We start from the raw sequence: 26,419 nt of genomic DNA, 5'->3' as shown, positions 1-26,419 counted from the left end.
CCGCCGGAGGCTTTATCTTTATCCAGCCAGGGTTTGAACCCATTCCGAATTGAATAATTATTACATTCATCACACCTCTTAGAAAGTGAGGGACTTCTTCGGAATAAAGTTATAACTGTTTGGTGATTTTTTGTAATACTTCAAGCACCTTGTCAATATCCTTCATTTCAGTTAACCGCCCAAAGGAGAGGCGAATAAGCTGTTTTGCCTCATCCTCCGTTTTTCCAATGGCAAGCATCGTTTTCGAGGGCTTTTGCCTGCCAATTTGACATGCACTTCCAGTTGAGATCGCTATACCATATCGATTGAATTCAAGCATGATATATTGGCCCTGACTTCCCGAAACAGACATACCTACAATGTGTGGAAGCTGGCTAGTAGGATGACCCTCCACGGTAATGTCATGCTCTATATTGATTATGCCTGTCAGCAGTCGATCCCTCATAGCACGATATTTTTTTTCGTTACTTTCCATTTCGCTAAAAATGAGTTGGGCTGCTGTAATAAAAGCGGCAATACCGGGTACATTTACAGTTCCAGGGCGAAATCCATTCTCATGGGAAGTTCCTGGCACTTGCTCTTTCCACATTACCGAAGGACATATATAACAAGCTCCTACACCTTTAGGTCCATAAATTTTATGACTTGAAATAGACAAACTATCAATGCATGCCTTTTTCACATCAATGGACACTTTTCCAAAAGCCTGAACACAGTCACTATGAAACAAAACATTATTCGAGCGAAGCAGTGTTCCGATTTCTTTTATTGGATGAACTGTACCTATTTCGGGATTCGCGTATTGAATGGATGCCAGTATCGTTTGCTCTGTAATAGCTACTCGCACATCCTCCAATCGTACCTGACCATATTGATCAACAGGGAGGTAGGTAACCTCATAACCCTCTGTTTCTAAATGTTGGAACAAATGGTGAACAGATGAGTGTTCAATAGCGCTTGTAATGATATGATTTCCTTTTGTTTTATGTGCATCAAGTAAGGATCGAATGGCAAGTATATTGGATTCAGAACCACCACTTGTAAAATAAATACCTTCTGTTTCACCATTTATTTTATCAGCAAGCTCTTTGCGACACAATTCAAGTACCTGCTTCGCATTTGATCCAGTATCATGTAAGCTGCTTGGATTCCCAAAATACGTTCTTGAAACCTCTGTATACACCTGTAAAGACTCCTCACGGATAGGAGTAGTGGCTGCGTAATCTAAATAAATCATTTTTTCTCATCCTCTCAATCTATCTCAACCATACTATAAATCACTCAATAAAAAAATCTCTTGTCTTTAGTCTATATTTGTGTAAATATAGGTGTCAAGACAGTTGTAAAGTTTACATGTGTTTTACCATTTTTGGAGGACTTGTTACAAGGGAGGCTTATAAATGCCGAACAACGATGTCGTTATTATCGGCAGTGGTATATCAGCATTAACCGCTGCTTATCGATTACATTCGGATAAGAATGTGATTATACTCACAAAGTCTAATATGACGAATAGTAATTCAATTCTTGCGCAGGGAGGTGTTGCAGCGAGTATTGGACAGGATGATTCTTGGCACTCCCATTTTACCGATACAATGACCGCTGGATGTCACCATAACAGTGAGGAAGCCGTCGAAACATTAGTGAAAAATGGCCCTTCCTATATGTTTGAACTGATTAGCAAAGGGATGAAATTTGATACAGATAGCGAGCAAAACCTCTTACTTGGTAAAGAAGGGGCACACTCCACTAGACGCATTTTACATGCAGGCGGAGATGCGACAGGAAGAGCACTCGTTTTGCACATGCTAGAACAAATAAAAAATAGAGTTCAAGTTATTGAAAATCATACTGCGATAGATCTACTACTGAACAAAAATCGTTGCAACGGTGTCCTCGTTAAAACACAACAAGGGACGGTTAAACCGTTTTTTGCAGAGCATACGATTTTAGCAACTGGGGGCTATAGTGGCCTATATTCCTTTACATCAAATGATAAAACCATTACAGGTGATGGACTTGCGATGGCATATAGGGCAGGTGCTGAGCTTTCAGATTTAGAATTTATTCAGTTTCACCCTACACTTTTACATATAAATGGAAAAGTGTGCGGGCTTGTATCTGAAGCTGTAAGGGGAGAAGGAGCTATTCTTGTGGATGGGGACGGAACACCAATCATGAAAGGGATACATCCTTTACAAGACCTCGCTCCAAGGGACGTGGTCTCCCGAACAGCTTACAACACAATACTTGAGGGTAAAAATATCTTCTTAGATATATCGATGATTGACGATTTTGAATCTCGTTTTCCAACAATTACAAATCTATGTAGGGCAAATGGAATTGAGACTTCTCATGGTTTAATCCCTGTTATACCAGGAGCTCATTTTTCAATGGGAGGGATTAAGACGAACGAAAAAGGACGCACATCTATTCCTGGATTATATGCGGTTGGGGAAGTAGCCTGTACGGGTGTTCACGGGGCGAACCGATTAGCTAGTAACTCTTTACTTGAAGGAATTGTATTTGGAAATCTCCTTGCTGAAGATATTCTTACTAATCTTTCAGTTGAAGAGGCACCTAGTTTTCATCTAACTGAGGCTGCTAGTAGACATACATCTATTCATTTACCAACAAAAGCCCAAATCCAACACATGATGATGGAGAATGTGGGAATCGTCCGAAACAAAGAAAGACTCCAACATGCACTTACGTTTTTTGAATGTTACAAACAAAAACTGGATGGAGTTTCGCCCGAAATCTTATCGATTGAACAGATTGAGGTACTAAATATGATTACAGTTGGTTGGTTAATTACCGGATCCGCTTTGTTACGTACAGAAAGCAGGGGAGGTCATTTTCGTGAAGATTTTCCTCTAGTGGATGATTTTCATTGGCTCAAAAAAGAAGTGATACGAGCGAAATATAAAGAAGAAGCTGTATATTCTTAAAGATTACTAGAAAAGGAGTCAGCCAAATGAATGAGATAAAACTAAAAGAGATGCTACAATCCTATTTCATTGAGGATATTGGTGAAGGAGATATTACAAGCGAAAGCATTTTTCCATTTGATACGCGAGGAAAAGCTGAATTTTATGTAAAGGAAGATGGAATCTTAGCTGGTGCTTCCATTATCAAAAGTGCATATTCTCTTCTTGATCCTTCCATAGAGGTTTCACTCGTAAAAAATGATGGTGATCCACTTCGGAAAGGTGACACCCTTGCTATTGTCGAAGGACCGATGGGAAAACTCTTAACTGGAGAAAGAGTTATTCTAAATTTGATTCAGCGTATGAGTGGTATTGCAACGGCTACCAATCGAGCAGTTGCTGCCTTAGATAGCTCTCATACTAGAATCTGTGATACTAGAAAAACGGTTCCTGGATTAAGAATGCTAGATAAGTATGCTGTTACATGTGGCGGTGGTTACAATCACCGTATTGGTCTTTATGATGGTGTAATGATCAAGGATAATCATATTGCTTTTTGTGGTTCGATAACAGAAGCCGTTAAAAAAGTAAGAGAAAAAGTAGGGCATATGGTGAAAATTGAGGTTGAAACAGAATCTAAAGATCAAGTAATGGAAGCTGTTACTGCCAATGCAGATATTATTATGTTTGATAATCGAACACCTGACGAAGTTCGTGAATTTGTCAAACTAGTTCCAAAGCATATTGTGACTGAAAGCTCAGGAGGAATCACACTAGAAATATTACATGAATATGGAACTACAGGCGTGGATTATATTTCATTAGGCTTTTTAACACATTCAGTAAAAGCACTAGATATAAGTTTACATGTGTAAAAGGAGGGCGTATAGATTATGAATATACTAGAAATGATGCAAAAAAACTCAAGTACCGTTATACCAGATGAGTATAAACATTTATCTATTACCGAAATGGAAGAACGAGTACTAGAAATCAAAGCAAGGCTTGGTAAAAAACTGTTTATTCCAGGTCATCACTATCAAAAGGATGAAGTAATTAAGTTCGCTGATGCAACAGGTGATTCTTTAAAACTTGCTCAAATTTCAGCTGAGAACAAAGATGCAGAGTTTATTGCCTTTTGTGGTGTTCATTTTATGGCCGAAACAGCCGATATTCTTACAATGGAATCGCAAAAGGTCTTTTTACCTGACATGCGTGCAGGCTGCTCAATGGCTGATATGGCTGATATTAATCAAACAGAAAGATGTTGGACGAAACTACAGGATCTGTTCGGTGATACAATCCTTCCATTAACTTATGTAAACTCAACCGCTGCAATTAAAGCGTTTGTCGGTAGGAATGGAGGTGCGACTGTTACATCATCAAACGCGAAAAAAATGCTGCAATGGGCATTTGAGCAAAAGGAAAGAATTTTATTTCTACCTGATCAGCATTTAGGAAGAAATACAGCAGCCTTTGAATTAGGAATACCACTGGAAAGAATGGCTGTTTGGGATCCTATCAATCATTCCTTACAATATCGGGGTGACCTGGAGGACGTTATAATCATTCTTTGGAAGGGACATTGCTCGGTTCATGAAAACTTTACACCGGCAAATGTAGAAGCTCTACGTAAATCAAAGCCTACTATGAATATCATTGTACATCCTGAATGTCCATATGAAACAGTGGCTCTTGCAGATTATGCAGGCTCAACATCGTATATTATCGATATGATTGAGAAAGCACCCGCAGGCAGTCAATGGGCAATTGGTACGGAGATGAATCTTGTTCAGCGGATTATCAAGCAGCATCCAGATAAGGAGATAATCTCACTCAATCCACATCTTTGTGCATGCTTGACGATGAATCGTATTGACCTCCCACATCTACTTTGGTCATTGGATATGATTGAAAAAGGGGAAGGTAGCCACATTATTAAGGTGCCGGAATACATTGCGAAAGATGCAGTACTAGCACTCGATAGAATGCTAGAGAGAGCGTAAACTAAAAAACAGCCCGATTCAAAGGAATCGGGCTCAGACTGTTGACAAACGCTCGCATACAGCGTTGCTTGCCTCTCGCGTCCGGCTCATGAAGGCATCTTCTATTCGCGTCTTCAATCGGCTGCGCGCCTTGTCTGACAAGCGCTTTCAAGACTGTCTGGGAAAGTAAATTATATATAGAAATCCTGTGAAAATACGAGTAGGCAAAGTCAGTACTGACTTTGCCTACTCTCTAAAGCCCAATTCAAAGGAATTGGGCTAGTTTTTTACATGACTAGATTTAGATTTTCATAATCCCGCCAGTGCTTGCATTTGTTACTAGTTTTGAATAGCGAGCTAAGTAACCTTTTTTCACTTTTGGTTCAAAACCTTTCCAGTTCGCTTTGCGCTTTTCAAATTCTTCATCAGAAATTTCTAATGTGATTTTACGATTATTTAAATCAAGCTCAATGATATCGCCATCTTCTACGAATGCAATAGGACCGCCTTCAGCAGCTTCTGGTGAGATATGTCCGATTGAGATTCCTCTTGAAGCACCAGAGAAACGACCATCCGTGATTAGTCCAACCTTCGCACCAAGCCCTCTACCTACGATTTGTGATGTAGGAGCAAGCATTTCTGGCATTCCTGGGCCACCCTTAGGTCCTTCATAGCGAATCACAACAACATCGCCTTCTTTTACCTTCCCAACAATGATAGCTGATAGGGCATCCTCTTGAGAATCAAAGCAAATTGCAGGACCTCTATGATATCCTCCAACCGATGGATCAACTGCGCCTACCTTAACAACCGCACCCTCAGGAGCTAAGTTACCAAATAAAATCGCTAATCCACCTTGTTCAGAATGTGGATTATCAAGCGGGCGGATAACTTCATGATCCGTAATTTCGCAACCTTCCACATTTTCACGAAGTGTTTTACCTGATACAGTTAAACAATCTCCGTTAATAGCTCCAGGCTTTTTAAGTAATTCATTTATAATTGCACTAACACCACCTGCATTGTGTACATCTTCAATATGATGATCAGAAGCAGGGGCGATTTTTGCTAAGTGTGGAACACGAGCTGCAATTTCATTAATACGATCTAATGAATACTCAATTTCAGCTTCATTTGCTAACGCTAGAGTATGAAGTACTGTATTTGTTGAGCCACCCATCGCCATGTCTAAAGCGAATGCATTATCAATTGTATCTACTGTCACGATATCACGTGGTTTAATATCTTTTTCAATTAACTCCATCAATTGTTTCGCTGACTTTTTGACAAAATCTTTTCTTTCCTCAGCTACTGCTAAAATTGTACCGTTACCTGGAAGGGCAAGTCCAAGTCCTTCAGCTAAACAGTTCATCGAGTTTGCTGTAAACATTCCAGAACAAGATCCACATGTAGGACAGGCAACTTGTTCAATCTCTTGGAGTCTAGCTTCGTCAATTTGGCCCGATTGGTAAGCTCCAACTCCTTCAAAAACAGAATTTAGGTTTAGAGCATTACCAGCTGCATCTCTACCAGCTTTCATCGGACCACCACTTACAAAGATGGTTGGGATATTTAAACGCATAGCCGCCATCATCATACCCGGTGTGATTTTATCACAGTTGGGAATACAAACCATTCCATCAAACCAGTGAGCTGCAACAACTGTTTCTACTGAATCTGCAATAATTTCACGACTAGGTAGGGAATATCTCATTCCAATATGACCCATCGCGATTCCATCATCAACACCAATTGTGTTCATTTCAAATGGAACACCGCCAGCTTCACGAATGGCATCCTTAACTATTTTTCCAAACTCTTGTAAATGAACATGCCCTGGAACAATATCAATATAGGAATTTACTACTGCTATAAATGGTTTACCAAAATCCTCTTCCTTAACTCCAGCTGCGCGAAGCAAACTTCTATGAGGAGCTCGATCGAACCCTGATTTAATCATATTACTACGTTGTTCTGCCATTAAATAAACCTCCATTATTAAAAAAAATTACATATAATAGGATGTAAAAAGTCGCGATAATTTTAGTCCATGTCGCTTGGTCTCTAAGTTCCTCACGTTTTCATGAATACGTAAAGGACCCCTAAGCCGTCGTTCCATTATTTCGCCAACTTTTTGAACACACATTATAATCAAAAAATTTAAATTATTACTCATTGTAACACTATTTTTGAGATAATCAATTATTAATTCTTGTACTTTTTCCAAGATTATATTAATAATAGAGTGAAAACTTCATAGAATCTCCCAAACTCAAGTGTTGACGAAATACTTTAAAGGGTGATATTCTCTTAGTATAAATAGTTAGTTTAGAAAACAAATTAATTATTTAGCTAAAATAGCATCTTTTAGAAAACAATAGTAATAATCAAATAAAAGATACGCAAAATAACATCATGTTTGCGATAATTATATTTGTTTTCTATATCTATTACATAAGTGGAAAGGTTGATTTAAATGTCTAAGCAACAAATTGGTGTAGTTGGTTTAGCGGTAATGGGTAAAAACTTAGCATTAAACATAGAGAGCAGAGGATACTCTGTTGCTGTTTTTAACCGTTCTTATGAAAAAACAGAAGAGTTTCTTCAAAATGAAGCATTAAACAAAAACTTTGTTGGTGCAAAAACAATTGAAGAGTTTGTAAACTCACTTGAAAAGCCTCGTAAAATCTTATTAATGGTTAAAGCTGGTCCAGCAACTGACGCAACGATAGATTCTTTAAAGCCGTTTCTTGAAGAAGGCGATATCCTAATCGATGGTGGTAATACATTCTTCCAAGATACAATTCGCCGTAACAAAGAACTAGAATCTACTGGTATCCACTTTATCGGAACAGGAGTTTCTGGTGGAGAAGAGGGCGCATTAAAAGGACCTTCTATTATGCCTGGTGGACAAAAAGAAGCATATGAATTAGTAGAACCAATTCTTACTGCTATTTCTGCAAAAGTAGAAGGCGACGCTTGTTGTACATATATTGGACCAAATGGTGCAGGTCACTATGTAAAAATGGTTCACAATGGTATTGAATACGGAGATATGCAACTGATCTGTGAAGCATACTTCATCTTAAAAAATGTACTAGGTTTAAGCACAGATGAACTTCATGAAGTATTTGCTGAATGGAATAAAGGTGAACTTGATAGTTACTTAATCGAAATCACTGCAGATATCTTCACTAAAAAGGACGACGAAACAGGTAAGCCACTTGTTGATGTAATCCTTGATACTGCTGGTCAAAAAGGTACTGGTAAATGGACTAGCCAAAATGCTCTTGACCTAGGTGTTCCACTACCAATCATCACTGAATCTGTATTTGCTCGCTTTATCTCCGCAATGAAAGATGAGCGTGTGAAAGCTAGTCAAGTACTTTCAGGTCCATCTTCAGAAGGCTTCGATGGTGATAAGCAAGAGCTTATTGAAGCAGTACGTAAGGGACTATACTTAAGCAAAATCATTTCTTATGCTCAAGGATTTGCACAAATGCGTGCAGCTTCAGAAGAATACGATTGGAACTTAAGCTATGGAGATATCGCGATGATCTTCCGTGGAGGCTGCATCATTCGTGCACAATTCCTACAAAAGATTAAGGATGCTTATGACCGCGATTCAGGATTAGCTAACCTATTATTAGATCCTTACTTCAAAGAAATCGCAGAAGGTTACCAAGCTTCTCTTCGTAAGGTAATTTCAGTAGCAGTTGAAAAAGGAATTCCAGTTCCATGTTTCTCTAGCGCAATTGCATACTACGATAGCTACCGTACTGAAACATTACCAGCAAATCTTCTTCAAGCTCAACGTGATTACTTTGGTGCTCACACGTACCAACGTGTTGATAAAGAAGGTACTTTCCACACAAACTGGATGTAAAGAAATATTGTTGGGGTTTCTCAATGGAAACCCCGGCTTTTATTTGTATATAGTACTACTTCCCAATGTAAGGGATTACAATTCGTAAGATAGCCAATAGCGACTCTATTAAAAAAGTAGAGGCATTGTTATACATAATACGTAACCTATATAAAGGTTAACATTTATATCTGATAAGGAGGGAGTCTTACAATGGGTATTCTCCAAGAATTATTAAAGGATATACCGGTTCCAAAGATGGTCAAGGTGAAGCAACAGTTTGATGAATCAAAAATAGAAAACCTTGAGGAAGAGTTAAAAAGTCATTTACAACGAGAAGCGGTTAAACAGACGATAAAACCTGGTATGGAAATTGCAGTTGCGGTGGGTAGTCGTGGAATTGACCGCTTAGTTGACATTACGAAGATAACCGTTCAATTTATTAAGGATCTTGGTGCTACACCTTTTATCGTACCTAGTATGGGCAGCCATGGTGGAGCAACTGGAGAAGGTCAACGTGAGGTTCTTGCACATCTAGGGGTAACAGAAGAAAGTGCAGGCTGTGAGATCCGTTCCTCTATGGAAGTTATTAAATTGGGCGAATTACCAAATGGCTTACCTGTATACATTGATAAGTACGCTTCAAAGGCAGATGGTATTGTTGTAATCAATCGTGTAAAACCTCATACAGCCTTCCGTGGCCCTGTTGAAAGCGGCATACAAAAAATGATTAGCATTGGTCTTGGTAAACAAAAAGGGGCAGAAGCGTGCCATCAATTAGGTTTTAAATATATGGCAGAGAACGTTCCTGCAATGGCTCAAATGATCATGGAGAAGACACCTGTTATTTTTGGTGTTGCAACTGTGGAAAATGCATTTGACAAGGTTGCAAGAGTGGAAGTTCTTTTACCGAATGAAATTATCGAAAAAGAAACTGAGCTTCAACAACTTGCTAAAAAATTGCTACCAAAGCTTTTCTTTGATCAAATTGATGTACTTATCATTGACCAAATCGGTAAAAACATTAGTGGGGATGGAATGGATCCGAATATCACAGGTCGATACCCAACTCCTTATGCACACGGCGGACCTGAAGTAAACAAAATGGTCGTTCTTGGGTTAACTCCAGAAACGGAAGGAAATGCAAACGGAGTTGGAACAGCTGACTTCACAACACAACGTCTTGTTGACAAAATGGATTTAGAATTCACTTATGCAAATGGACTTACTTCAACAGTTGTAGCACCTACAAAAATTGCGACAACACTTCCTAATGACAAAGAAGCGATCCAAGCTGCAATTAAAACGTGTAATATTTTAGATTTTACAAAGGTAAAAATGGTTCGTATCAAAGATACCTTGCATGTTAGTGAAATCGAAGTCTCTGAAGCATTACTAGATTACATTAATGAACATCCAAATATTGAACAGGCGTCAGACCTATATGAACTAGGGTTTGATGAAAAAGGCAACTTATTCTAAAAAGTAGTAGAAGAAGGGATCCCCCTTCTCCTACCTGATTACATAAACAAGAAAAAGGGGAATAAACATGACGAATTTATTTGACTTAACTGGAAAAACAGCTGTAGCAATCGGTGGAAATAGTGTTCTAGGTTCTTCTATTTGTAAAGGGTTCGCTGCACAAGGAGCAAAGGTTGCAATTGTGGGACGTAATCTTGAAAAAACAGAAGCAGTTGTAAAGGAAATTGAAGCAGAAGGTGGAGTAGCAAAAGGATTTACTGCAGATGTTCTTTCACGTGAATCACTTGAAACCGTTGCAAAAGAAATTGAAGCATGGTCTGGTGGAATTGATGTTCTATTAAATGCACCAGGAATGAACAGTCCAACTCCATTCTTTGAGCTTGATATGGACGAGTATGACAAAATCATGGATGTAAACCTAAAAGGTTATATCGTAGCTACTCAAATTTTCGCAAAACGTATGATTGATCAAGGTCGTAAGGGAAGTATTATCAATATTTCTTCTGTATCATCTACAACTCCATTATCAAGAGTATTCACATATTCCGTTTCAAAAGCTGGAGTTAACAGCATGACACAATTCTTAGCAAGAGAATTTGCACCACATGGTATTCGTGTAAATGCGATTATTCCTGGATTCTTCCCTGCTGAGCAAAACCGTAAGATCCTTAGCCCAGAGCGTATCGAATCTATCATGAATCATACTCCGATGAACCGTTTTGGTAACCCTGAAGAGCTTCAAGGTGCAGCTGTATTCTTAGCGTCAGACGCTGCTTCAAGCTTTGTTACTGGTACATTCCTTCGTGTTGATGGCGGATTTGGAAGCATGACTATCTAAATTCGTACTTCTTTTACGTAAGGAGAAATTATATAAATAGAGAGAAAAAATCATCATAGACACCTTCAGCGTATCTGGCATAGATCCTTTCGAGTTGCTCGAAAGGAGTCAATGTCAGATGCGAAGGAAACCTTGTTAGAGGAGCAACCTCCTCTAACTTAAGGTATATTACAACCGGGAGAGAAGGGAGAAGACAATGTTCGACGAAAAGTATCAAAAGCTTGTGTCAATTCTCCAAGAGATGGGATCAGTTGTCGTTGCATTTTCAGGTGGTGTTGACAGTACGTTTTTATTAAAGGTTGCTGTTGAAACATTGGGGAAAGAAAATGTGTTAGCTGTTACTGCTGATTCAGAAACATATCCCTCTAGCGAACTTAAGGAAGCTCAGGCTCTTGCTCAACAAATCGGAGCAAATCATCGCGTGATTGAAACATCAGAGCTAGCCATCCCAGGCTATACTGAAAATGATCGAAATCGTTGCTATTTCTGCAAAAGCAGTTTATTTGACCATTTACTTCCTGTTATGGAACGTGAAGGCTTCAAAAATGTTGTGTACGGGGTAATTGCCGATGATCTAAATGAATTCCGTCCTGGCATGAAAGCTGCCAAGGAAAAAGGAATTCGTGGTCCTTTACAAGAGGCAAATCTATTTAAGGATGAAATCAGAGAATTATCTAGAGATTTTGGATTACCAACTTGGAGTAAACCATCCTTTGCTTGTCTATCTTCACGTATTGCATACGGTGAAAAAATCACCATTGAAAAACTGACGAAGGTTGAAAAGGCAGAAGAATATTTAAAATCTCTTCAAATTCGTCAAGTCCGTGTTCGTACACATCAAGATATCGCAAGGATTGAAGTGGAACCTGCGGATATGAAAATTGTATTAGAAAACCATGAAGCTATTACAAAAGAACTTAATTCAATAGGATATAAATATATAACACTAGATTTAGTTGGGTATAAAAGTGGAAGTATGAATAAAGTTCTTTCTTAAAGATTTGTTGTCTAGCTCCAGGCGCCATCGGCTCGAGGTCATAAGCCAATCGCTTCGGAAGGTAAAATGCACCTTCTGTCAGCGCTTCTCTTATGCTTGTCACCGATAAGCGGGCGCCTTGCGCTTTTCTCATAAGAGTGCTTTGGAACCTTTCCAAAGCTTTTTCTTTGTAAAGAATAATATGGTACCATTGGGATAAATAATAACCACTACTAATAGAACGTGTAAAGGAAGATGTTGTATGTCACATGAGTACGTCATAGGTCTCGATCTCGGGACAACCAGTGCAAAAGCAGTTATCTTTACATTAAACGGTAAAGTAGTTGCAGAAGCAGAGGATTTAATAACCTCCTATTATCCTCAACAGGGTTGGGTTGAACAAAACCCTGTTGAAATTGAAAGATCTGCCGTAAAAGCTATCAATATGGCAATACAGCAGGCTAACGTCAAAAAAGAAGAGATCCTCACATTAGGTATATCTGCAGCGATGCATTCGCTCATTTGTATTGATGCGAATGGTACACCACTTTCTCAAGCCCTAATTTGGGCAGACGGTAGAAGTACAAAACAAGCGAATGATCTAATTGAAGCTGATGGAATAGAGATTTTTTCAAGAACTGGTATGCCAATCCATCCAATGTCACCATTAGCAAAATTAATTTGGATGAAGGAAAATGATTTTTCACCATATAACCAAGCAAACTCTTTTCTATCTATTAAAGAATACCTACTATTAAAATGGTTTAATCAACATGTTATTGATTATGCAATGGCGTCAGCGACAGGTATGTTTAATGGGACTTCATTTAATTGGGACCAGGGTGCTCTTGAGAAAGCTGGCATTACAGAAGAAAAGCTTTCAAAAATTGTTCCGCCAACCTATCAATTAACAGATATTGAACCTGAGATTGCTGAACAAATGGGGATATCAGAGGACATGCCATTTGTCATTGGTGCAGCTGATGGGCAATTTGCGAATCTCGGTATCGGAGCAATTTCCCCAGGCGAAGTTGCCATAACAGTAGGAACAAGTGGGGCAATTCGCCAGTTCACGAAAGGCTTTCAATCGAACAAAAATCACGAGACCTTCTGCTATGCATTCTCTGAAGAGTACTTTATAGTTGGAGGACCAACGAATAATGGTGGAATCGCACTTCAATGGTTAAAAGAGTTACTCAATTATCAAGAAAGCTTTGACCATTTCACAGCCGAAGCTTCGAAGGTAGAACCAGGAGCAGACGGTTTGTTTTTCCACCCATATATAAATGGGGAACGTGCACCATTATGGAATCAACAAGCAAGAGGAAACTTCTTCGGAATGTCTGTCACTCATAAAACTGAACATTTTGTACGTGCGGTTTTAGAGGGGATAACATTTAACCTCTACCAAATTGGGAAGGCACTAGAGAAACAAGCTGGTGAGCCTGAAAAGCTTTATGTAAACGGCGGAATGGCTCGTTCTAAACTCTGGCTACAAATGCTTGCCGATGTGTTTGGTAAAGAAGTGTACGTTCCAGAAAGTCATCATAGTGCAGCTTGGGGAGCAGCATGGACAGGACTTGTTGGTATTGGCAAAGCAGATTCATTTGAAGATATTAAAGACAACATCCCAATGGGAGAGGCTGTAGTTCCAAATAAAGAAAATCACAAGAAATATCAGGCGATTTATGCAAAATATGAAGTACTGGCAAAGGATATAATGAAACATTTCTAAATTCAAAAGCGTCAGTATTGTACTGGCGCTTTTGGAAATACATAGATGATAAATACGCCTTAGCGAATGATGCTGATCCTTAAGCTTGTTGGCAAGTTACTGGCAATGGAGCAGGTACCTTATCCTATCAGATCATTGTCTAAGGCTATATTTTGATGAAGAATATAAAAAAAATCCTTCTGAAGAAAGTTAATTCGATTTTCAAATCGAGTAAGGTGTGTGAAACATGGTAGATAAAATTTTAGAGCAAGTCAAAAAAGGAACGTTAAGTATTGAGGATGCAAAGCAGCAATTATCCACCTATGAGAATTTAGGCTTTGCAAAAATTGACCATCATCGAAAAAATCGACAAGGCTTTCCCGAAATCGTGTACGGAGAAGGAAAGACAAAAGAACAAATACTTACGATAATTAATGCGATTAAGGATAAAGGGGACAATGTCCTCGTAACTAGAATTTCACAAGAGAAGGCAGATCATATTTTAAAAACTAACCCCGAATTTGTTTACAATGAAACGGCAAACATACTTTATTGGAAAGATCATTCTGTAGAAGCCCCACAAAGACATGGCTATATTGCCATTGTATGTGCTGGTACCTCTGATTTAAGAGTTGCCGAAGAGGCAGCTGTAACTGCAGAGGTTCTAGGAAGTGACGTGCGTCGTTTTTATGATGTAGGTGTTGCAGGCATTCATCGACTATTTGATAATATTGAAGAAATTCGAAACGCTAATGTATCTGTAGTTGTGGCAGGGATGGAGGGAGCCCTACCAAGTGTTGTGGGAGGGCTAGTCTCGCATCCGATAATAGCTGTCCCAACAAGTATTGGATATGGGGCAAACTTTCATGGATTATCTGCACTATTAACGATGCTAAACTCCTGTGCCTCTGGAATTAGTGTCGTGAATATCGATAATGGATTTGGCGGGGCATACAATGCAGTTTTAATTGACCAACTTGCACAAAAGGAGAACAAGGAATAATGAAGACACTATATTTTGACTGTTTTTCCGGTATTAGTGGAGACATGGTGGTAGGCGCACTTATTGATGCTGGTGCAGATCCACAGATACTAGTTGAAGAATTAAAAAAGCTAAAATTTGAAGATGAATACCAATTGGAATGGAAAAAGGTTGTAAAAAATGGGATTACCTCTACAAAATTTGATGTCTTACTAAAAAGTGATCACGCACATACTCATCACCATGAGCATCATCACGAACATGAGCACAATCACAGCCATGACCATGAGCATCATCATACACATGATCACGATCACAGCCATAACCATGAGCATCATGAACATGAGCACAATCATGAACATAGCCATTACCATCACCATACACATGATCACGATCACCATCATAGCCATGAGCATGGACATCATCATCACCACCATGATCATCGTGCCTATAAGGACATTGTGAAAATGATTGAGGAATCAGAATTAGCTCCTGAAGTTAAGGAAATGTCATTGAACATTTTTAAGAAAATTGGTGAAGCTGAAGGTCTCATTCACGGACTTCCATTAGAAACGGTACATTTCCATGAGGTTGGTGCTGTTGACTCCATTATCGATATTGTTGGGGCAGCTATTTTGCTTCACCAATTAGGGGTAACAACGATCAAATCATCGTCTGTGCCAGTTGGAACAGGGAGGATACATATCGATCATGGAATCTATCCTGTACCTGCCCCAGCAACACTAGAGATTCTTAAAGGTGTTCCAATTGAGCAAAGTGATGTCCGTTTTGAGCTCACAACACCAACCGGGGCAGGAATAATCTCTGTACTTGTTGATGAGTTTTGTAGTTTCCCGTCAATGAAAGTTGAATCAATTGGATATGGAGCAGGTACGAAAACGTTTAACGATCGACCTAATGTTCTTCGCGTTATTATTGGAGAATAAATTGTTTTTTAGAGTCCCCGTCAATTTCTATTTGATTGGGGACTTTTGTATGTATTATCGTACTATTGACACATAATATAGTAGTTGATATAATTATCTTGAATTAAAGATATTTTAAGTAGAGAGAATTTATCAACACCAAAAGAAGTTAGAAACAGATACATTGGAGGCTTATTATATAATGAATGGATTAAAGGGGATACATCACGTTACAGCTATCACAAGTAGCGCAGAGAAAAACTATGAATTTTTCACATATGTATTAGGTATGAGACTGGTAAAGAAAACAGTTAACCAGGACGATATACAGACGTACCATCTATTTTTTGCAGATGATACTGGAAGTCCAGGTACAGATATGACATTTTTTGATTTCCCTGGTATTCCTAAGGGAGTCCACGGAACAAATGAAATTTCAAAAACATCTTTCCGTGTTCCAAGTGACGCAGCTATTGATTATTGGATAAAACGCTTTGACAGACTGAATGTAAAACACACAGGTGTAAAAGAACAGTTTGGCATTAAAACACTTTCATTTGTTGATTTTGATGACCAGCAATATCAATTGGTGTCAGATGAGAATAATAAAGGTGTACCTGCAGGGACTCCATGGCAGAAAGGACCGATTCCATTAGAGTATGCCATTACAGGTTTGGGACCTCTGTATGTACGTACGGCACATTTTGATTTCTTTAAAGAAATGCTTGAAAAAGTGTTACAATTTAAAGAAATTGATGCAAATGGTTCTTTTCACTTATTTGAAGTTGGAGAAGGCGGTAATGGTGCTAGGGTAGTAGTTGAAAATAATACAGTTCTTCCAGTTGGGCAGCAGGGCTTTGGAACTGTACACCATGCAGCTTTCCGTGTAGAAGATAAATCAGTCATTGAAGAATGGGACAAGCGTTTACGCGGATTTGGCTTCCAAACCTCCGGATTTGTTGATCGATTCTTCTTCGGCTCCCTTTATTCTAGAGTTGCACCAGGAATATTATTTGAGTTTGCTACAGATGGTCCTGGATTTATGGGAGATGAACCATACGAGACACTTGGTGAAAAATTATCTTTACCACCTTTCTTAGAATCAAAACGTGAAGCCATTGAAAGTTACGTTAGACCGATTGATACAGTAAGAAGTACAAAAGAATTAGTAAAAGAATAGCATTATGTAAGGATGTCTCATTTACGGGGCATCTTTTTGTATGTATATGAATTAGTGTATGGGCTTTTGACTTCTTTTTGTATATAGGTCAAAGGTTGCGAAACAGTACTATTTCCTCGTTAATTATTTCCATTCGTACTGACTATGGAAGGATTTTAGCGAAACTAATCGAAATTTGTCTCATTTCGTTGTATAATTATCTGTTGTAAGACTAAAACGCAAGGAGGATGATGTCCAATGATGGAATGGGCGTTGGTCATATTATTTGGTGTAGCAGCTGTGTTGCTCATTTTATCTTATGCACTTACTAAAAAAGCAAAATCAGCAGAGAAGCGTGAGCTTGAGTTGTTTTCAATAGGTTTTATGGAGGAAATCAATAAACTCCAGAGTCAAATGAGAGACCTTGAACTTGATAATGAAATACTTGCAAACCAAGCAGGAATTGATACGAGTGATCAAACCCAACGAGAACTGCTTCGTCAGGTACTTGATTTATATAAAAGAGGATACTCTATCACAAGTATCGCAAACGAAACAAATATGACGGAAAATGAAGTACAAGGCATGCTAACTCCTTTTTCAAAGCAAAAAGAAGAAAGGAGATTAGTGGCCAATGAACGCTAAAATAATAAGTAGCTTCGCTTCTGGAGTACTTCTTGCAGCCGTGGTATGCGCCATTATTTATTTTTTTGGACCAGATCAAGCTACAACTACAAAGGCGGAAGAACAACCAACTGTTGATGAGCTTAAAAGTCAATTAACAGCAAAAGGGTTTGTCATCCATACTGAAGAAGAATGGAATGCAGCAATTGCTGAAGCAAAGAAGCCTGTAGAAAAAACTCCGGAACCAAAAGAAGAGGTTAAGGAAGAAAAGAAAGAAGAACCGGCTGAACCAGCTGAACCGGCCGTTACCTCAACAGTCATTACGGTTTCTGAAGGTATGACAAGCTATGAAGTTGGAAAAGCCTTAATCGCAGCAAAAATAATTAGCGGTGATGCCTGGGATTTCGCAAATACAGTTGAGAAAAAGGGAGTTGCTAAGTATTTAAAGCTTGGTAGCTTCGAGATTAACAGTAACATGACAACAGATGAAATTATTGCAACCATTTTTAAGAAGAACTAACGTTTTATGACCAAATCAGGTAAAATGATTTGGTCTTTTTTTGTCCAGCTCCAGCGCCTAGCCCCTCGAGCCGGCTAGTTTTGTACTTGTCGGAATTGCACTGGACAAGGAAAGCTTCGACAGCATATCTTCAACCGAATAAAATGCATAGCATTTTCGAGGAATTGCTGACATCGACGTTTGCCACAGGACGTGGCAGTAAGTAGTCGATGTTCCTCGTTCAATTCGCTTGCGCATTTCTGTTTTTGTGAAACAATTTCGTGAAACAAGAAAATTCGGTAATGACAGGCACAAAAATTAGGCTTTTATCACAAAAAGTAGACAATTGTTATCATTTTGGTGGTGCTTACATATTATAGAGTATAAATTAATAATCATTATTAATTTAGTACGTAGTTAACTATATACAACAGAAGACAACTTATTCTGTTATATATAGTTAAGACCTCCAGCGGAAGCCTCGATTTTCCAATCAGAATTTCAGCAGCAAAATAATCGTGTGCAACTACGCTAAGGCGAATTTGTTTTTGAGTGTTTATAAAAAAGATTTCTGTCAAGAATGAATGTATAATAAAAAAGCTATGGGGTGATACGATATGTATACCAATAAAGCAATTCAGGTTCTTGACCGTATGCGTTTATCAAATGGTGCTTATACTGCCAGTTTATCAAATGATTATAACTATGTCTGGATTAGAGATATAGTATATACAGTTCTTCCATTTATTAATGAACCTTCTGAAAGATATGCAAAAGCTTATCATGCATTGTTTGATATGTTTAGAGCCTATGAGTGGAAAATTGATATCCATCGGAAAAAGAAACCTATCTATTTATTTGAATATATCCATTCCCGTTATTCCACAGATTTAAAGGAGATGCCTGTTGAATGGGGGCACGCGCAAAATGATGCAATTGGCGCTTTTCTATGGGGCGTTGGTGAAGGTTACCGCCTTGGGCAAAAAGTAATCCGTGATAAAAAGGATATTGAAATCGTCCAGAAGCTTGTAGATTACCTTGAGTGCCTTCAATATTGGCAGGCAAAGGACAATGGTATGTGGGAAGAAAATATGGAGGTTCACGCCTCTAGCCTTGGTGCCTGTGTAGCTGGGTTGAATGCCGTGAAGATCCTCGTTAACGTGAAAGACGATCTTATTAAAAAGGGTGAAGACGCACTCCGAAATCTATTGCCAAGAGAAAGTGAAACAAAGGATACAGATTTAGCATTACTTTCACTCGTCTACCCGTACCGAGTTGTTGACAGAGATACAGCACTGAAAATTGTTGAAACCGTTTCCTCAAAATTAGAACGTAATTATGGTGTTATTCGCTATGAAAACGACCAGTATTATAATGAAGGCAGTGAGGCAGAGTGGTGCTTCGGTTTCCCTTGGCTTGGTCTGTGTTACCTTGAACTTGGTCTATTCAATAAAGCAAACGAATATATAGAAAAAACTAAACGAGTTGTTCCAGACAATTGGGAAGTTCCTGAGCTATATATCGGGGGAACCAATCGTCCAAATGGAAATACTCCGTTAGCATGGTCGGTTGCTATGTCCTATATCTTCCTAACTAAGATTGAAGACCTCTTGCAACAAAAAATTTCGTAAAAGAAGGTAGTAAAAATAGTACCCTTAAGATGGATCATATATCCACCTTAAGGGTTTTTTAGTGCACAGTCGTAGGGACGTACGTTTATTGTTATTTTAATATAATAAAATACACGCAACTTATACTAGGTAACAAATTATTATAAAATAATAATGAGTATTATCAAAATGTAAAAAACTCTCAAAAATCAACAAAAATATGTAAACGGTTTCAGTCGAAACGTGAAATTTATCTCCAAGAAAATAATATTTTTCTTCTCATTCTACCTTATACGACAATAAAAAACATTATTCGCTAAAGGAATATATATGCCTTAACACGAATTAATATAATAAAGTGAAACAAAGTAATACCACCTTTGGAATTATTTGAATTTTTGAATTTCATACATATGACATAAGTTTATGGTATTACGAAGGTTATCATTACATATATCAAAAGGAGGATATCATGGATGTATTCAATTGCTGAAAAAGAGGCGAGACTATTGCCAAGTGATTTAGAGCTTTATTTATTTCATGAAGGTACATTATTAGAAGGCTATAACATGCTTGGTGCCCATCTTATTTCCTACAAAGGAGAAGAGGGAGTACGATTTACTCTATGGGCTCCCCATGCAAAATCTGTTTCCGTAGTTGGCGATTTCAACAGCTGGGATGGCGATAGGAATATACTTGAAAGAGTATCAAACTCTGGTATATGGACTGGATTTATTCCGGGGTTACAAGAAGGCAACTTGTATAAATATGAAATCACGACAGCCAACGATGAAAAAAAGCTTAAAGCAGATCCATTTGCATTTTATTCTGAAGTCAGACCGAATACAGCATCGATTGTCAGAGATTTGAGCAAATATGAATGGAACGATAAAAAATGGATAAAAAACAGGGATAAGGCAGAATCCTTCAATAATCCTATGCTTATCTATGAGGTACATAGTGGATCATGGAGAAAAAAAGAGGATGGAACCTTTTATACATATCGTGAACTTGCAGATGAACTAATCGATTATGTTATCGATCATGGATTCACGCACATCGAGTTAATGCCTATTATGGAACATCCATTTGATTTATCATGGGGCTATCAAATTACAGGTTTTTACTCTGTCACGAGTAGACATGGTACACCAGAAGACTTTATGTATTTTGTGGATCAATGTCACGCAAAGGGGATTGGAGTAATCCTCGATTGGGTGCCTGTACATTTCTGCCGCGATGAACATGGACTTGGTAGATTTGATGGAACACCGCTCTATGAACATACCGAGTCTAAAAGAGCCGACCGGCCATTATGGGGAACGTATAGCTTTGACTTTACTAAACCAGAGATTCATAGTTTTTTATTATCAAATCTAGCATTTTGGATGGATGTTTATCATATTGATGGCTTTCGTATCGATGCAGTATCATCTTTAATTTACCTCAACCACGATAATCCACAACAAGAAAAACTAGTAAACCAATTTGGTGGGGAAGAGAATTTAGAAGCAATTGCGTTTATAAAAAAAGCAAATGAAGCTATTTTCGAGAGATATCCAGGAGTGTTAATGATTGCAGAGGAAGCAACTGATTATCCTCTTGTTACAGCACCAACCACTGCAGGTGGTTTAGGGTTCAACTATAAATGGAACATGGGCTGGGTAAACGACGTTTTGAAATATATGCGGCTACATCCAGCTGAGAGGCGCTATCACCATAATTTATTAACTTTTTCTTTCTTCTATGCATTTTCTGAAAATTTCATATTGCCATTTTCTCATGATGATGTAGTACATGGGAAAAAATCGTTATTAGATAAAATGCCGGGTGATTATTGGCAAAAATTCGCCAACCTGCGGCTTTTATATGGGTACCTGATGACTCATCCAGGGAAAAAACTTTTATTCATGGGTGGGGAGTTCGGACAATTTACCGAATGGAAAGAACTTGAACAATTAGACTGGTTCCTTTCAGATTATGAATCTCATTCTACGCTTCAATCATATTTCAAGGAGCTTCAGCATTTTTACCATATGAATTCAAGTCTCTGGAGACTGGATCATGAGGAAGAAGGCTTTGAGTGGATTGATGCAGATAACCATGAACAATCCGTTCTTACTTTTATGAGACATGGAAAGCGTAAGGGAGACTATTCTATTATAGTTTGTAATTTTTCAACCGAAGTCTATGAAAATTATCGCATTGGCGTTCCATCTACTGGAAATTATATAGAGTTATTTAATAGTGATGCAAAAGAATTTGGAGGTTCAGGTCAACTGAATCAATCTGAAATCCAGGTTGATAAGACGCCATGGCATAATCAACCATATAGCATGACAATCAAAGTTCCACCATTAGCAATAAGTATCTTTAGAAAACAGACAAATAAGCGAAAACGAGGTGTCGTCAAAAAATGAGGTCAAAGAAGTGGATTGCAATGGTTTTAGCAGGAGGTCAAGGGTCAAGATTAGGGGAGTTAACAACAACCCTGGCCAAACCCGCTGTTCCGTTTGGGGGTAAATACCGCATTATTGATTTTCCTTTAAGTAATTGTACACACTCTGGCATAGATACTGTCGGTGTGATTACCCAATATCGCCCACATGTTCTAAATAATTATGTTAGTAACGGACGTCCGTGGGATTTAGATCGTAATAACGGAGGTGTAACAGTCCTACCACCATACCTAGGTAAAAATGGTGGGGACTGGTACAAAGGAACTGCCAATGCAGTCTACCAAAATATTCACTACATTGAGCAATATAATCCTGAATATGTTCTAATTCTATCTGGCGACCATATTTACAAAATGGACTATAGTAAAATGCTACGCTATCATCTTGATAAAGATGCTGCAGCTACAATCGCTGTTATTCAGGTTCCATGGGCAGAAGCAAGCCGTTTTGGAATTATGAACACAAATGATGAAGGTAGAATTGTAGAGTTTGATGAAAAGCCAGCAAATCCAAAAAGCAATCTAGCATCAATGGGGATCTATTTATTCAAATGGGATTTATTAAGACAGTACCTAACCGAGGATGAAGAAAACATTCATTCTTCAAATGATTTTGGGAAGGACATCATTCCTAAATTGCTGAGTGATGATAGATCATTATATGCCTATCAGTTTGAAAGCTATTGGAAGGATGTAGGTACAATCGAAAGCCTATGGGAAGCACATATGGATTTATTAGATGATGCTCCAGGCTTTGATTTATATGATCCTAGTTGGCCATTCTTTACGGGAATTGCAACTCATCCACCACAATATATATCATCAGCCTCAAAGATTTCTCAATCACTTATTAACGAAGGCTGTATTGTGCAAGGGACGATTGATCACTCGGTTCTCTCATACAATGTCCAGATTGGAGAGAATTCCGTCATTAAAGACTCAGTAATCATGCCGAATGTAAAAATCGGTAAAAATGTGACCATACACAAAGCCATTATAGCAAGTGACCTTACGATTGAAGATGGGGCACAAATTGGGTCTGATTCCCCCGATGCTCCTATTACATTAATTGGAGAAGTTTCTACGACAAGACCTTTAACGATTAGCAAATAAACACTTACATTCAAAGGGGAGCGATAGGGATTGGAACGAGTAATTGGGGTAATTAATTTAGTGAATGATAAACAATATTTAAAAGAATTAACACAGCATCGTTGTTTAGCTGCGGTACCATTTGGGGGAAGATACCGATTAATCGATTTTACTATGTCAAATTTTATTAACGCTCAAATTAAAAAAGTAGCAATCTTTACAAAGGATAAATATCGTTCCATTATGGATCATCTAGGTTCCGGTAAGGAATGGGACCTTGATAGACGAAATGGTGGTTTATTTATATTACCTCCTATTCATCCTGACAAAAGCATAGCAGGAGATATTCAACAATTTTATGATCATATTGAGTTTTTCAAGCGTTCACATGAAGACACTGTCATTTTTTCTCCTGGTCACCATGTTTGCAAATTAAATTTTAATGAAGTGATTAAAAGTCACAGAGAAAGTGGCGCAGATCTTACCATTGTCTATAAACGTTTTGATGGTGAGCCTGTTAACAAACCGATTTATCATAAATGCGTTCTTAATTCTGAAAATAATGTGACAGATATTGAACTCTATTCATCTCCAAAACAAGGGGATCTTGTATGTACGGAAACTTTTGTTTTCTCAAAAAAGTTATTAATTGACCTACTTACAAAATGTCATGAAAATGAGGAATACGATTTTATTCGAGATATTGTTAAAGCTAACCTCCATCGGCTTAAAGTAAACAGCTATCATTTTACAGGTTATATGCCATTTATACATTCTATTTCTAGTTATTATAAAAGCAATATGGAGTTTTTAAATCCGGAGGTCACAAAAGAATTCTTCTTTACAAATTGGGAGATTCATACAAAGATTAAACATGAGCCTCCTGTCAAATATTCTACGACTTCTTCTGTTTGTAATTCGCTAATTGCAAACGGAAGTGATATAGAGGGGACTGTAGAAAATAGTATTATTTTCCGCGGTGTAAAGATTCGCAAAGGCGCGATTGTTAAAAATAGTATTATCATGCAAAAAGGTGTAATTGACGAGGGTACATACCTTGAAAATGTCATCACAGATAAACAAGTGAACATAACTGCTGAAAAGGTGATTGTCGGGGAACTTTCTCCTAAAGTCATTAAAAAGGCAGATATCATTTAACCTTATTAATCCACTTACCTACAACTAAATAAGGTTAAAAGCCTTCGGCGGATGCTCAGATTTTTATAGGTGGTTTTTAGAAGAAAAAATGAAAGACCACGAACGCCACATCGTGTGGGCCTAAAGAAATCTGGGCTATTACGCCAAGTCGCATTTGATTGGGGGAAAAATCATGAACGTATTATTTGCCGCATCTGAGTGTGCCCCATTTATTAAAACAGGCGGACTAGGGGATGTCATAGGTGCTTTACCACATGCATTACAACAGGAAGGAGTACACGTGTCGGTAATTCTTCCTAAATATGGTGATTTAAAAGCTGAATACAAAGACCAGCTAGAATTGGAAAGAATCATTGAGGTTCCACTTGGCTGGCGAAGACAATATTGTGGAATTGAAAAAATGGTCCAAAATGGCATAACGTACTATTTTTTAGATAATGAATACTATTTTAAACGGTACGGTAGCTATGGGTTTTACGATGATGGAGAACGGTTTGCATTTTTTTCAAGGGCTGTGTTAGAAGCAATTCCTTATCTCGAAAAAAAGCCTGATATCATCCACTGTCATGATTGGCAGGCTGGACCGATTCCACTGTTACTTGATGCTCACTATTCGAATCATCCTGAGTACCAAAGGATCAAAACGGTGTTTACCATACACAATTTACGCTACCAAGGAGTTTTTTCAAAATCTGTATTAGGTGAATTACTAGATGTTAGTGATCGATATTTTCACATTGATGGTGTAGAGTTTTACGGGAATGTTAGCTACATGAAGGCTGGCCTTGCATTCGCGGATTCCTTAACAACAGTAAGTCCTACCTATGCAACCGAAATTCAAACAGCTTATTTTGGGGAACAGCTCGATGGTTTCTTACGAAAGCGAAACCAACAACTACAAGGTATTGTTAACGGGATTGATCATGTTGCCTATAACCCAGCTACCGATAAAGCACTTTTTACTACATATGATTCCTATGAAGGAAAAATGGAAAATAAACAGGCGCTACAGGAACAGCTGGGACTTCCAGTTAACGAAGAGATACCCGTTATCTCAATGATTACTCGTCTCGTAGAACAAAAGGGGATAGACCTTGTCTTACATGTAATGGAGGAAATTCTTAGTCAAAACATACAATTCGTCTTGCTTGGAACAGGTGATCAGAATTACGAGGATGCATTTCGTGAATTAGCACACCGATATCCAACAAAGGTTTCTGCTAATATCTTTTTTGATGAAGAATTATCACGAAAGGTATATGCTGGCTCAGACCTATTTTTAATGCCGTCACAGTTTGAACCATGTGGTATCGGTCAACTATTGGCGTTCCGCTATGGTACATTGCCACTTGTAAGAGAGACTGGGGGACTAAAGGATACGGTCCAACCTTACAATGAGTTTACAGGAAAAGGGAATGGGTTTAGCTTTAGCAATTACAATGCACATGATATGCTTTACACGATTGAGCGAGCGCTTTGGTTCTATCGATTCCAGCCTAAGAAATGGAGACAGCTATCGGAACAAGCACTACGTCTTGACTTTAGCTGGGCTGCATCTTCAAAAGAATATCTGGAGCTTTATGAGGAACTACTATTTGCAAAAGTGTGATAAGAAATGCTTCCCGTGTCTCCTTGTCAGCACCTAAAGCTGAACAACGAGAAAATAGAATGTTAAATTTTATATCTTTATGTAGAAACGTTAGGAGGACCTAACGTTTTTTACTGTTTTCGACCTACTTGTGTTAGTGCTATACGCCTTAAGGATGAACTACTAAAATCAGCGGGATTTCTTTTTTTAATTCGCTCCCTTATCGGGTTATCACCTGACATGGCATGTTTGTCTTCATGGTTAGTAGTATCCACAAGGTATTCCTCCCATCCTTAAGATGGCTTTATTATATCCATATGACCTCTTCTTTATGAAAGCCTACACAAGGGGATAATAATGTTCATACCTAGGATTGTAATAATACGGTGGTCTTGTTCCTATGTCGGGCAGTTCAAACTGATCGTCATTATTATATAAAACATTAACTCTTTCCATTGATTCATTCATTAGCAAAAACTTGACCTCTAAACTAAAGTAATAATGCATGGCAATACCTCCTTTAGGATCTTACC

General features: G+C 38.2%; 22 protein-coding genes. 18 read left to right on the top strand and 4 right to left on the bottom strand.

Going from position 1 to position 26,419, the window contains the following annotated elements; translation table 11 throughout:
- Positions 1-109: 109 nt before the first annotated feature.
- Positions 110-1,237: an IscS subfamily cysteine desulfurase gene (locus tag ACWNMY_RS20975; protein ID WP_449540192.1), complete on the bottom strand. Its 1,128-nt coding sequence runs from the start codon at positions 1,235-1,237 to the stop codon at positions 110-112.
- A gap of 163 nt (positions 1,238-1,400) precedes the next feature.
- Between ACWNMY_RS20975 and nadB the strand changes: the two genes are divergently transcribed.
- From nadB to nadA, 3 genes are read left to right on the top strand one after another with little or no spacing between them, the layout of a single operon-like run.
- Positions 1,401-2,951, top strand: a complete 1,551-nt coding sequence (nadB, locus tag ACWNMY_RS20970) for an L-aspartate oxidase (RefSeq protein WP_449540191.1) — start codon at positions 1,401-1,403, stop codon at positions 2,949-2,951.
- 26 nt (positions 2,952-2,977) lie between these two features.
- The gene (gene nadC / locus ACWNMY_RS20965; RefSeq protein WP_449540190.1) at positions 2,978-3,805 is read left to right on the top strand and encodes a carboxylating nicotinate-nucleotide diphosphorylase; all 828 of its coding nucleotides are present in this window, start codon (positions 2,978-2,980) and stop codon (positions 3,803-3,805) included.
- 18 nt (positions 3,806-3,823) lie between these two features.
- The gene (gene nadA / locus ACWNMY_RS20960) at positions 3,824-4,936 is read left to right on the top strand and encodes a quinolinate synthase NadA (protein ID WP_449540189.1); all 1,113 of its coding nucleotides are present in this window, start codon (positions 3,824-3,826) and stop codon (positions 4,934-4,936) included.
- Between the two features lie 280 nt (positions 4,937-5,216).
- Here the strand turns inward: nadA and ilvD are convergent, their stop codons facing one another.
- Positions 5,217-6,896 carry a dihydroxy-acid dehydratase gene (gene ilvD / locus ACWNMY_RS20955; RefSeq protein WP_449540188.1) on the bottom strand — a complete coding sequence of 560 codons (1,680 nt, stop codon included), beginning with the start codon at positions 6,894-6,896 and terminating at the stop codon, positions 5,217-5,219.
- Positions 6,897-7,391: 495 nt separating this feature from the next.
- Here ilvD and gndA point away from each other — a divergent pair, with 495 nt between their 5' ends.
- The 15 genes from gndA (at position 7,392) to glgA (ending at position 25,907) form a co-directional block, all read left to right on the top strand.
- Positions 7,392-8,801, top strand: a complete 1,410-nt coding sequence (gndA, locus tag ACWNMY_RS20950) for an NADP-dependent phosphogluconate dehydrogenase (RefSeq protein WP_449540187.1) — start codon at positions 7,392-7,394, stop codon at positions 8,799-8,801.
- 192 nt (positions 8,802-8,993) lie between these two features.
- Entirely contained in the window at positions 8,994-10,262 is a 1,269-nt protein-coding gene (locus tag ACWNMY_RS20945; protein WP_449540186.1) for a lactate racemase domain-containing protein, read from the top strand.
- 67 nt (positions 10,263-10,329) lie between these two features.
- Positions 10,330-11,100: an SDR family oxidoreductase gene (locus ACWNMY_RS20940; RefSeq protein WP_449540185.1), complete on the top strand. Its 771-nt coding sequence runs from the start codon at positions 10,330-10,332 to the stop codon at positions 11,098-11,100.
- A 196-nt stretch (positions 11,101-11,296) separates the two neighbouring features.
- Entirely contained in the window at positions 11,297-12,097 is an 801-nt protein-coding gene (gene larE / locus ACWNMY_RS20935) for an ATP-dependent sacrificial sulfur transferase LarE (RefSeq protein ID WP_449540184.1), read from the top strand.
- Positions 12,098-12,338: 241 nt separating this feature from the next.
- Positions 12,339-13,811, top strand: coding sequence for a gluconokinase (locus tag ACWNMY_RS20930; protein ID WP_449540183.1), 1,473 nt, complete (start codon positions 12,339-12,341; stop codon positions 13,809-13,811).
- 226 nt (positions 13,812-14,037) lie between these two features.
- Positions 14,038-14,793, top strand: a complete 756-nt coding sequence (gene larB / locus ACWNMY_RS20925) for a nickel pincer cofactor biosynthesis protein LarB (RefSeq protein ID WP_449540182.1) — start codon at positions 14,038-14,040, stop codon at positions 14,791-14,793.
- Entirely contained in the window at positions 14,793-15,719 is a 927-nt protein-coding gene (locus tag ACWNMY_RS20920; RefSeq protein WP_449540181.1) for a LarC family nickel insertion protein, read from the top strand. Before larB ends, ACWNMY_RS20920 begins: the two co-directional genes overlap by 1 nt.
- Positions 15,720-15,900: 181 nt before the next feature.
- Positions 15,901-16,878 (top strand): ring-cleaving dioxygenase, encoded by a 978-nt coding sequence (locus ACWNMY_RS20915; RefSeq protein WP_449540180.1) that lies wholly within the window; start codon positions 15,901-15,903, stop codon positions 16,876-16,878.
- A gap of 237 nt (positions 16,879-17,115) precedes the next feature.
- A complete protein-coding gene (locus ACWNMY_RS20910) occupies positions 17,116-17,502 on the top strand; it encodes a hypothetical protein (protein WP_449540179.1) in 387 nt (128 codons plus the stop codon).
- On the top strand, positions 17,492-18,001 hold the full coding sequence (locus tag ACWNMY_RS20905) for a hypothetical protein (RefSeq protein WP_449540178.1): 510 nt from the start codon (positions 17,492-17,494) through the stop codon (positions 17,999-18,001). The genes ACWNMY_RS20910 and ACWNMY_RS20905 overlap by 11 nt, the downstream gene beginning before the upstream one ends.
- Positions 18,002-18,597: 596 nt before the next feature.
- Positions 18,598-19,611 carry a glycoside hydrolase family 15 protein gene (locus ACWNMY_RS20900; RefSeq protein ID WP_449540177.1) on the top strand — a complete coding sequence of 338 codons (1,014 nt, stop codon included), beginning with the start codon at positions 18,598-18,600 and terminating at the stop codon, positions 19,609-19,611.
- Positions 19,612-20,066: 455 nt separating this feature from the next.
- A complete protein-coding gene (gene glgB, locus ACWNMY_RS20895) occupies positions 20,067-22,010 on the top strand; it encodes a 1,4-alpha-glucan branching protein GlgB (protein ID WP_449540176.1) in 1,944 nt (647 codons plus the stop codon).
- Positions 22,007-23,161: a glucose-1-phosphate adenylyltransferase gene (locus ACWNMY_RS20890; protein WP_449540175.1), complete on the top strand. Its 1,155-nt coding sequence runs from the start codon at positions 22,007-22,009 to the stop codon at positions 23,159-23,161. The genes glgB and ACWNMY_RS20890 overlap by 4 nt, the downstream gene beginning before the upstream one ends.
- 30 nt (positions 23,162-23,191) lie before the next feature.
- Positions 23,192-24,298, top strand: coding sequence for a glucose-1-phosphate adenylyltransferase subunit GlgD (gene glgD / locus ACWNMY_RS20885; protein ID WP_449540174.1), 1,107 nt, complete (start codon positions 23,192-23,194; stop codon positions 24,296-24,298).
- 172 nt (positions 24,299-24,470) lie between these two features.
- Positions 24,471-25,907 (top strand): glycogen synthase GlgA, encoded by a 1,437-nt coding sequence (glgA, locus tag ACWNMY_RS20880; RefSeq protein WP_449540173.1) that lies wholly within the window; start codon positions 24,471-24,473, stop codon positions 25,905-25,907.
- Positions 25,908-26,017: 110 nt separating this feature from the next.
- Here the strand turns inward: glgA and ACWNMY_RS20875 are convergent, their stop codons facing one another.
- Complete coding sequence (locus tag ACWNMY_RS20875) at positions 26,018-26,161, bottom strand: hypothetical protein (RefSeq protein ID WP_449540172.1); 144 nt, start codon at positions 26,159-26,161, stop codon at positions 26,018-26,020.
- Between the two features lie 64 nt (positions 26,162-26,225).
- Positions 26,226-26,393, bottom strand: a complete 168-nt coding sequence (locus tag ACWNMY_RS20870) for a hypothetical protein (protein WP_449540171.1) — start codon at positions 26,391-26,393, stop codon at positions 26,226-26,228.
- Positions 26,394-26,419 lie beyond the last annotated feature (26 nt).

It is taken from the genome of Ferdinandcohnia sp. Marseille-Q9671, from assembly GCF_976954385.1.
Note: the sequence above shows the minus strand (reverse complement) of the source record. Positions and strands in the feature narration are given on the sequence as shown.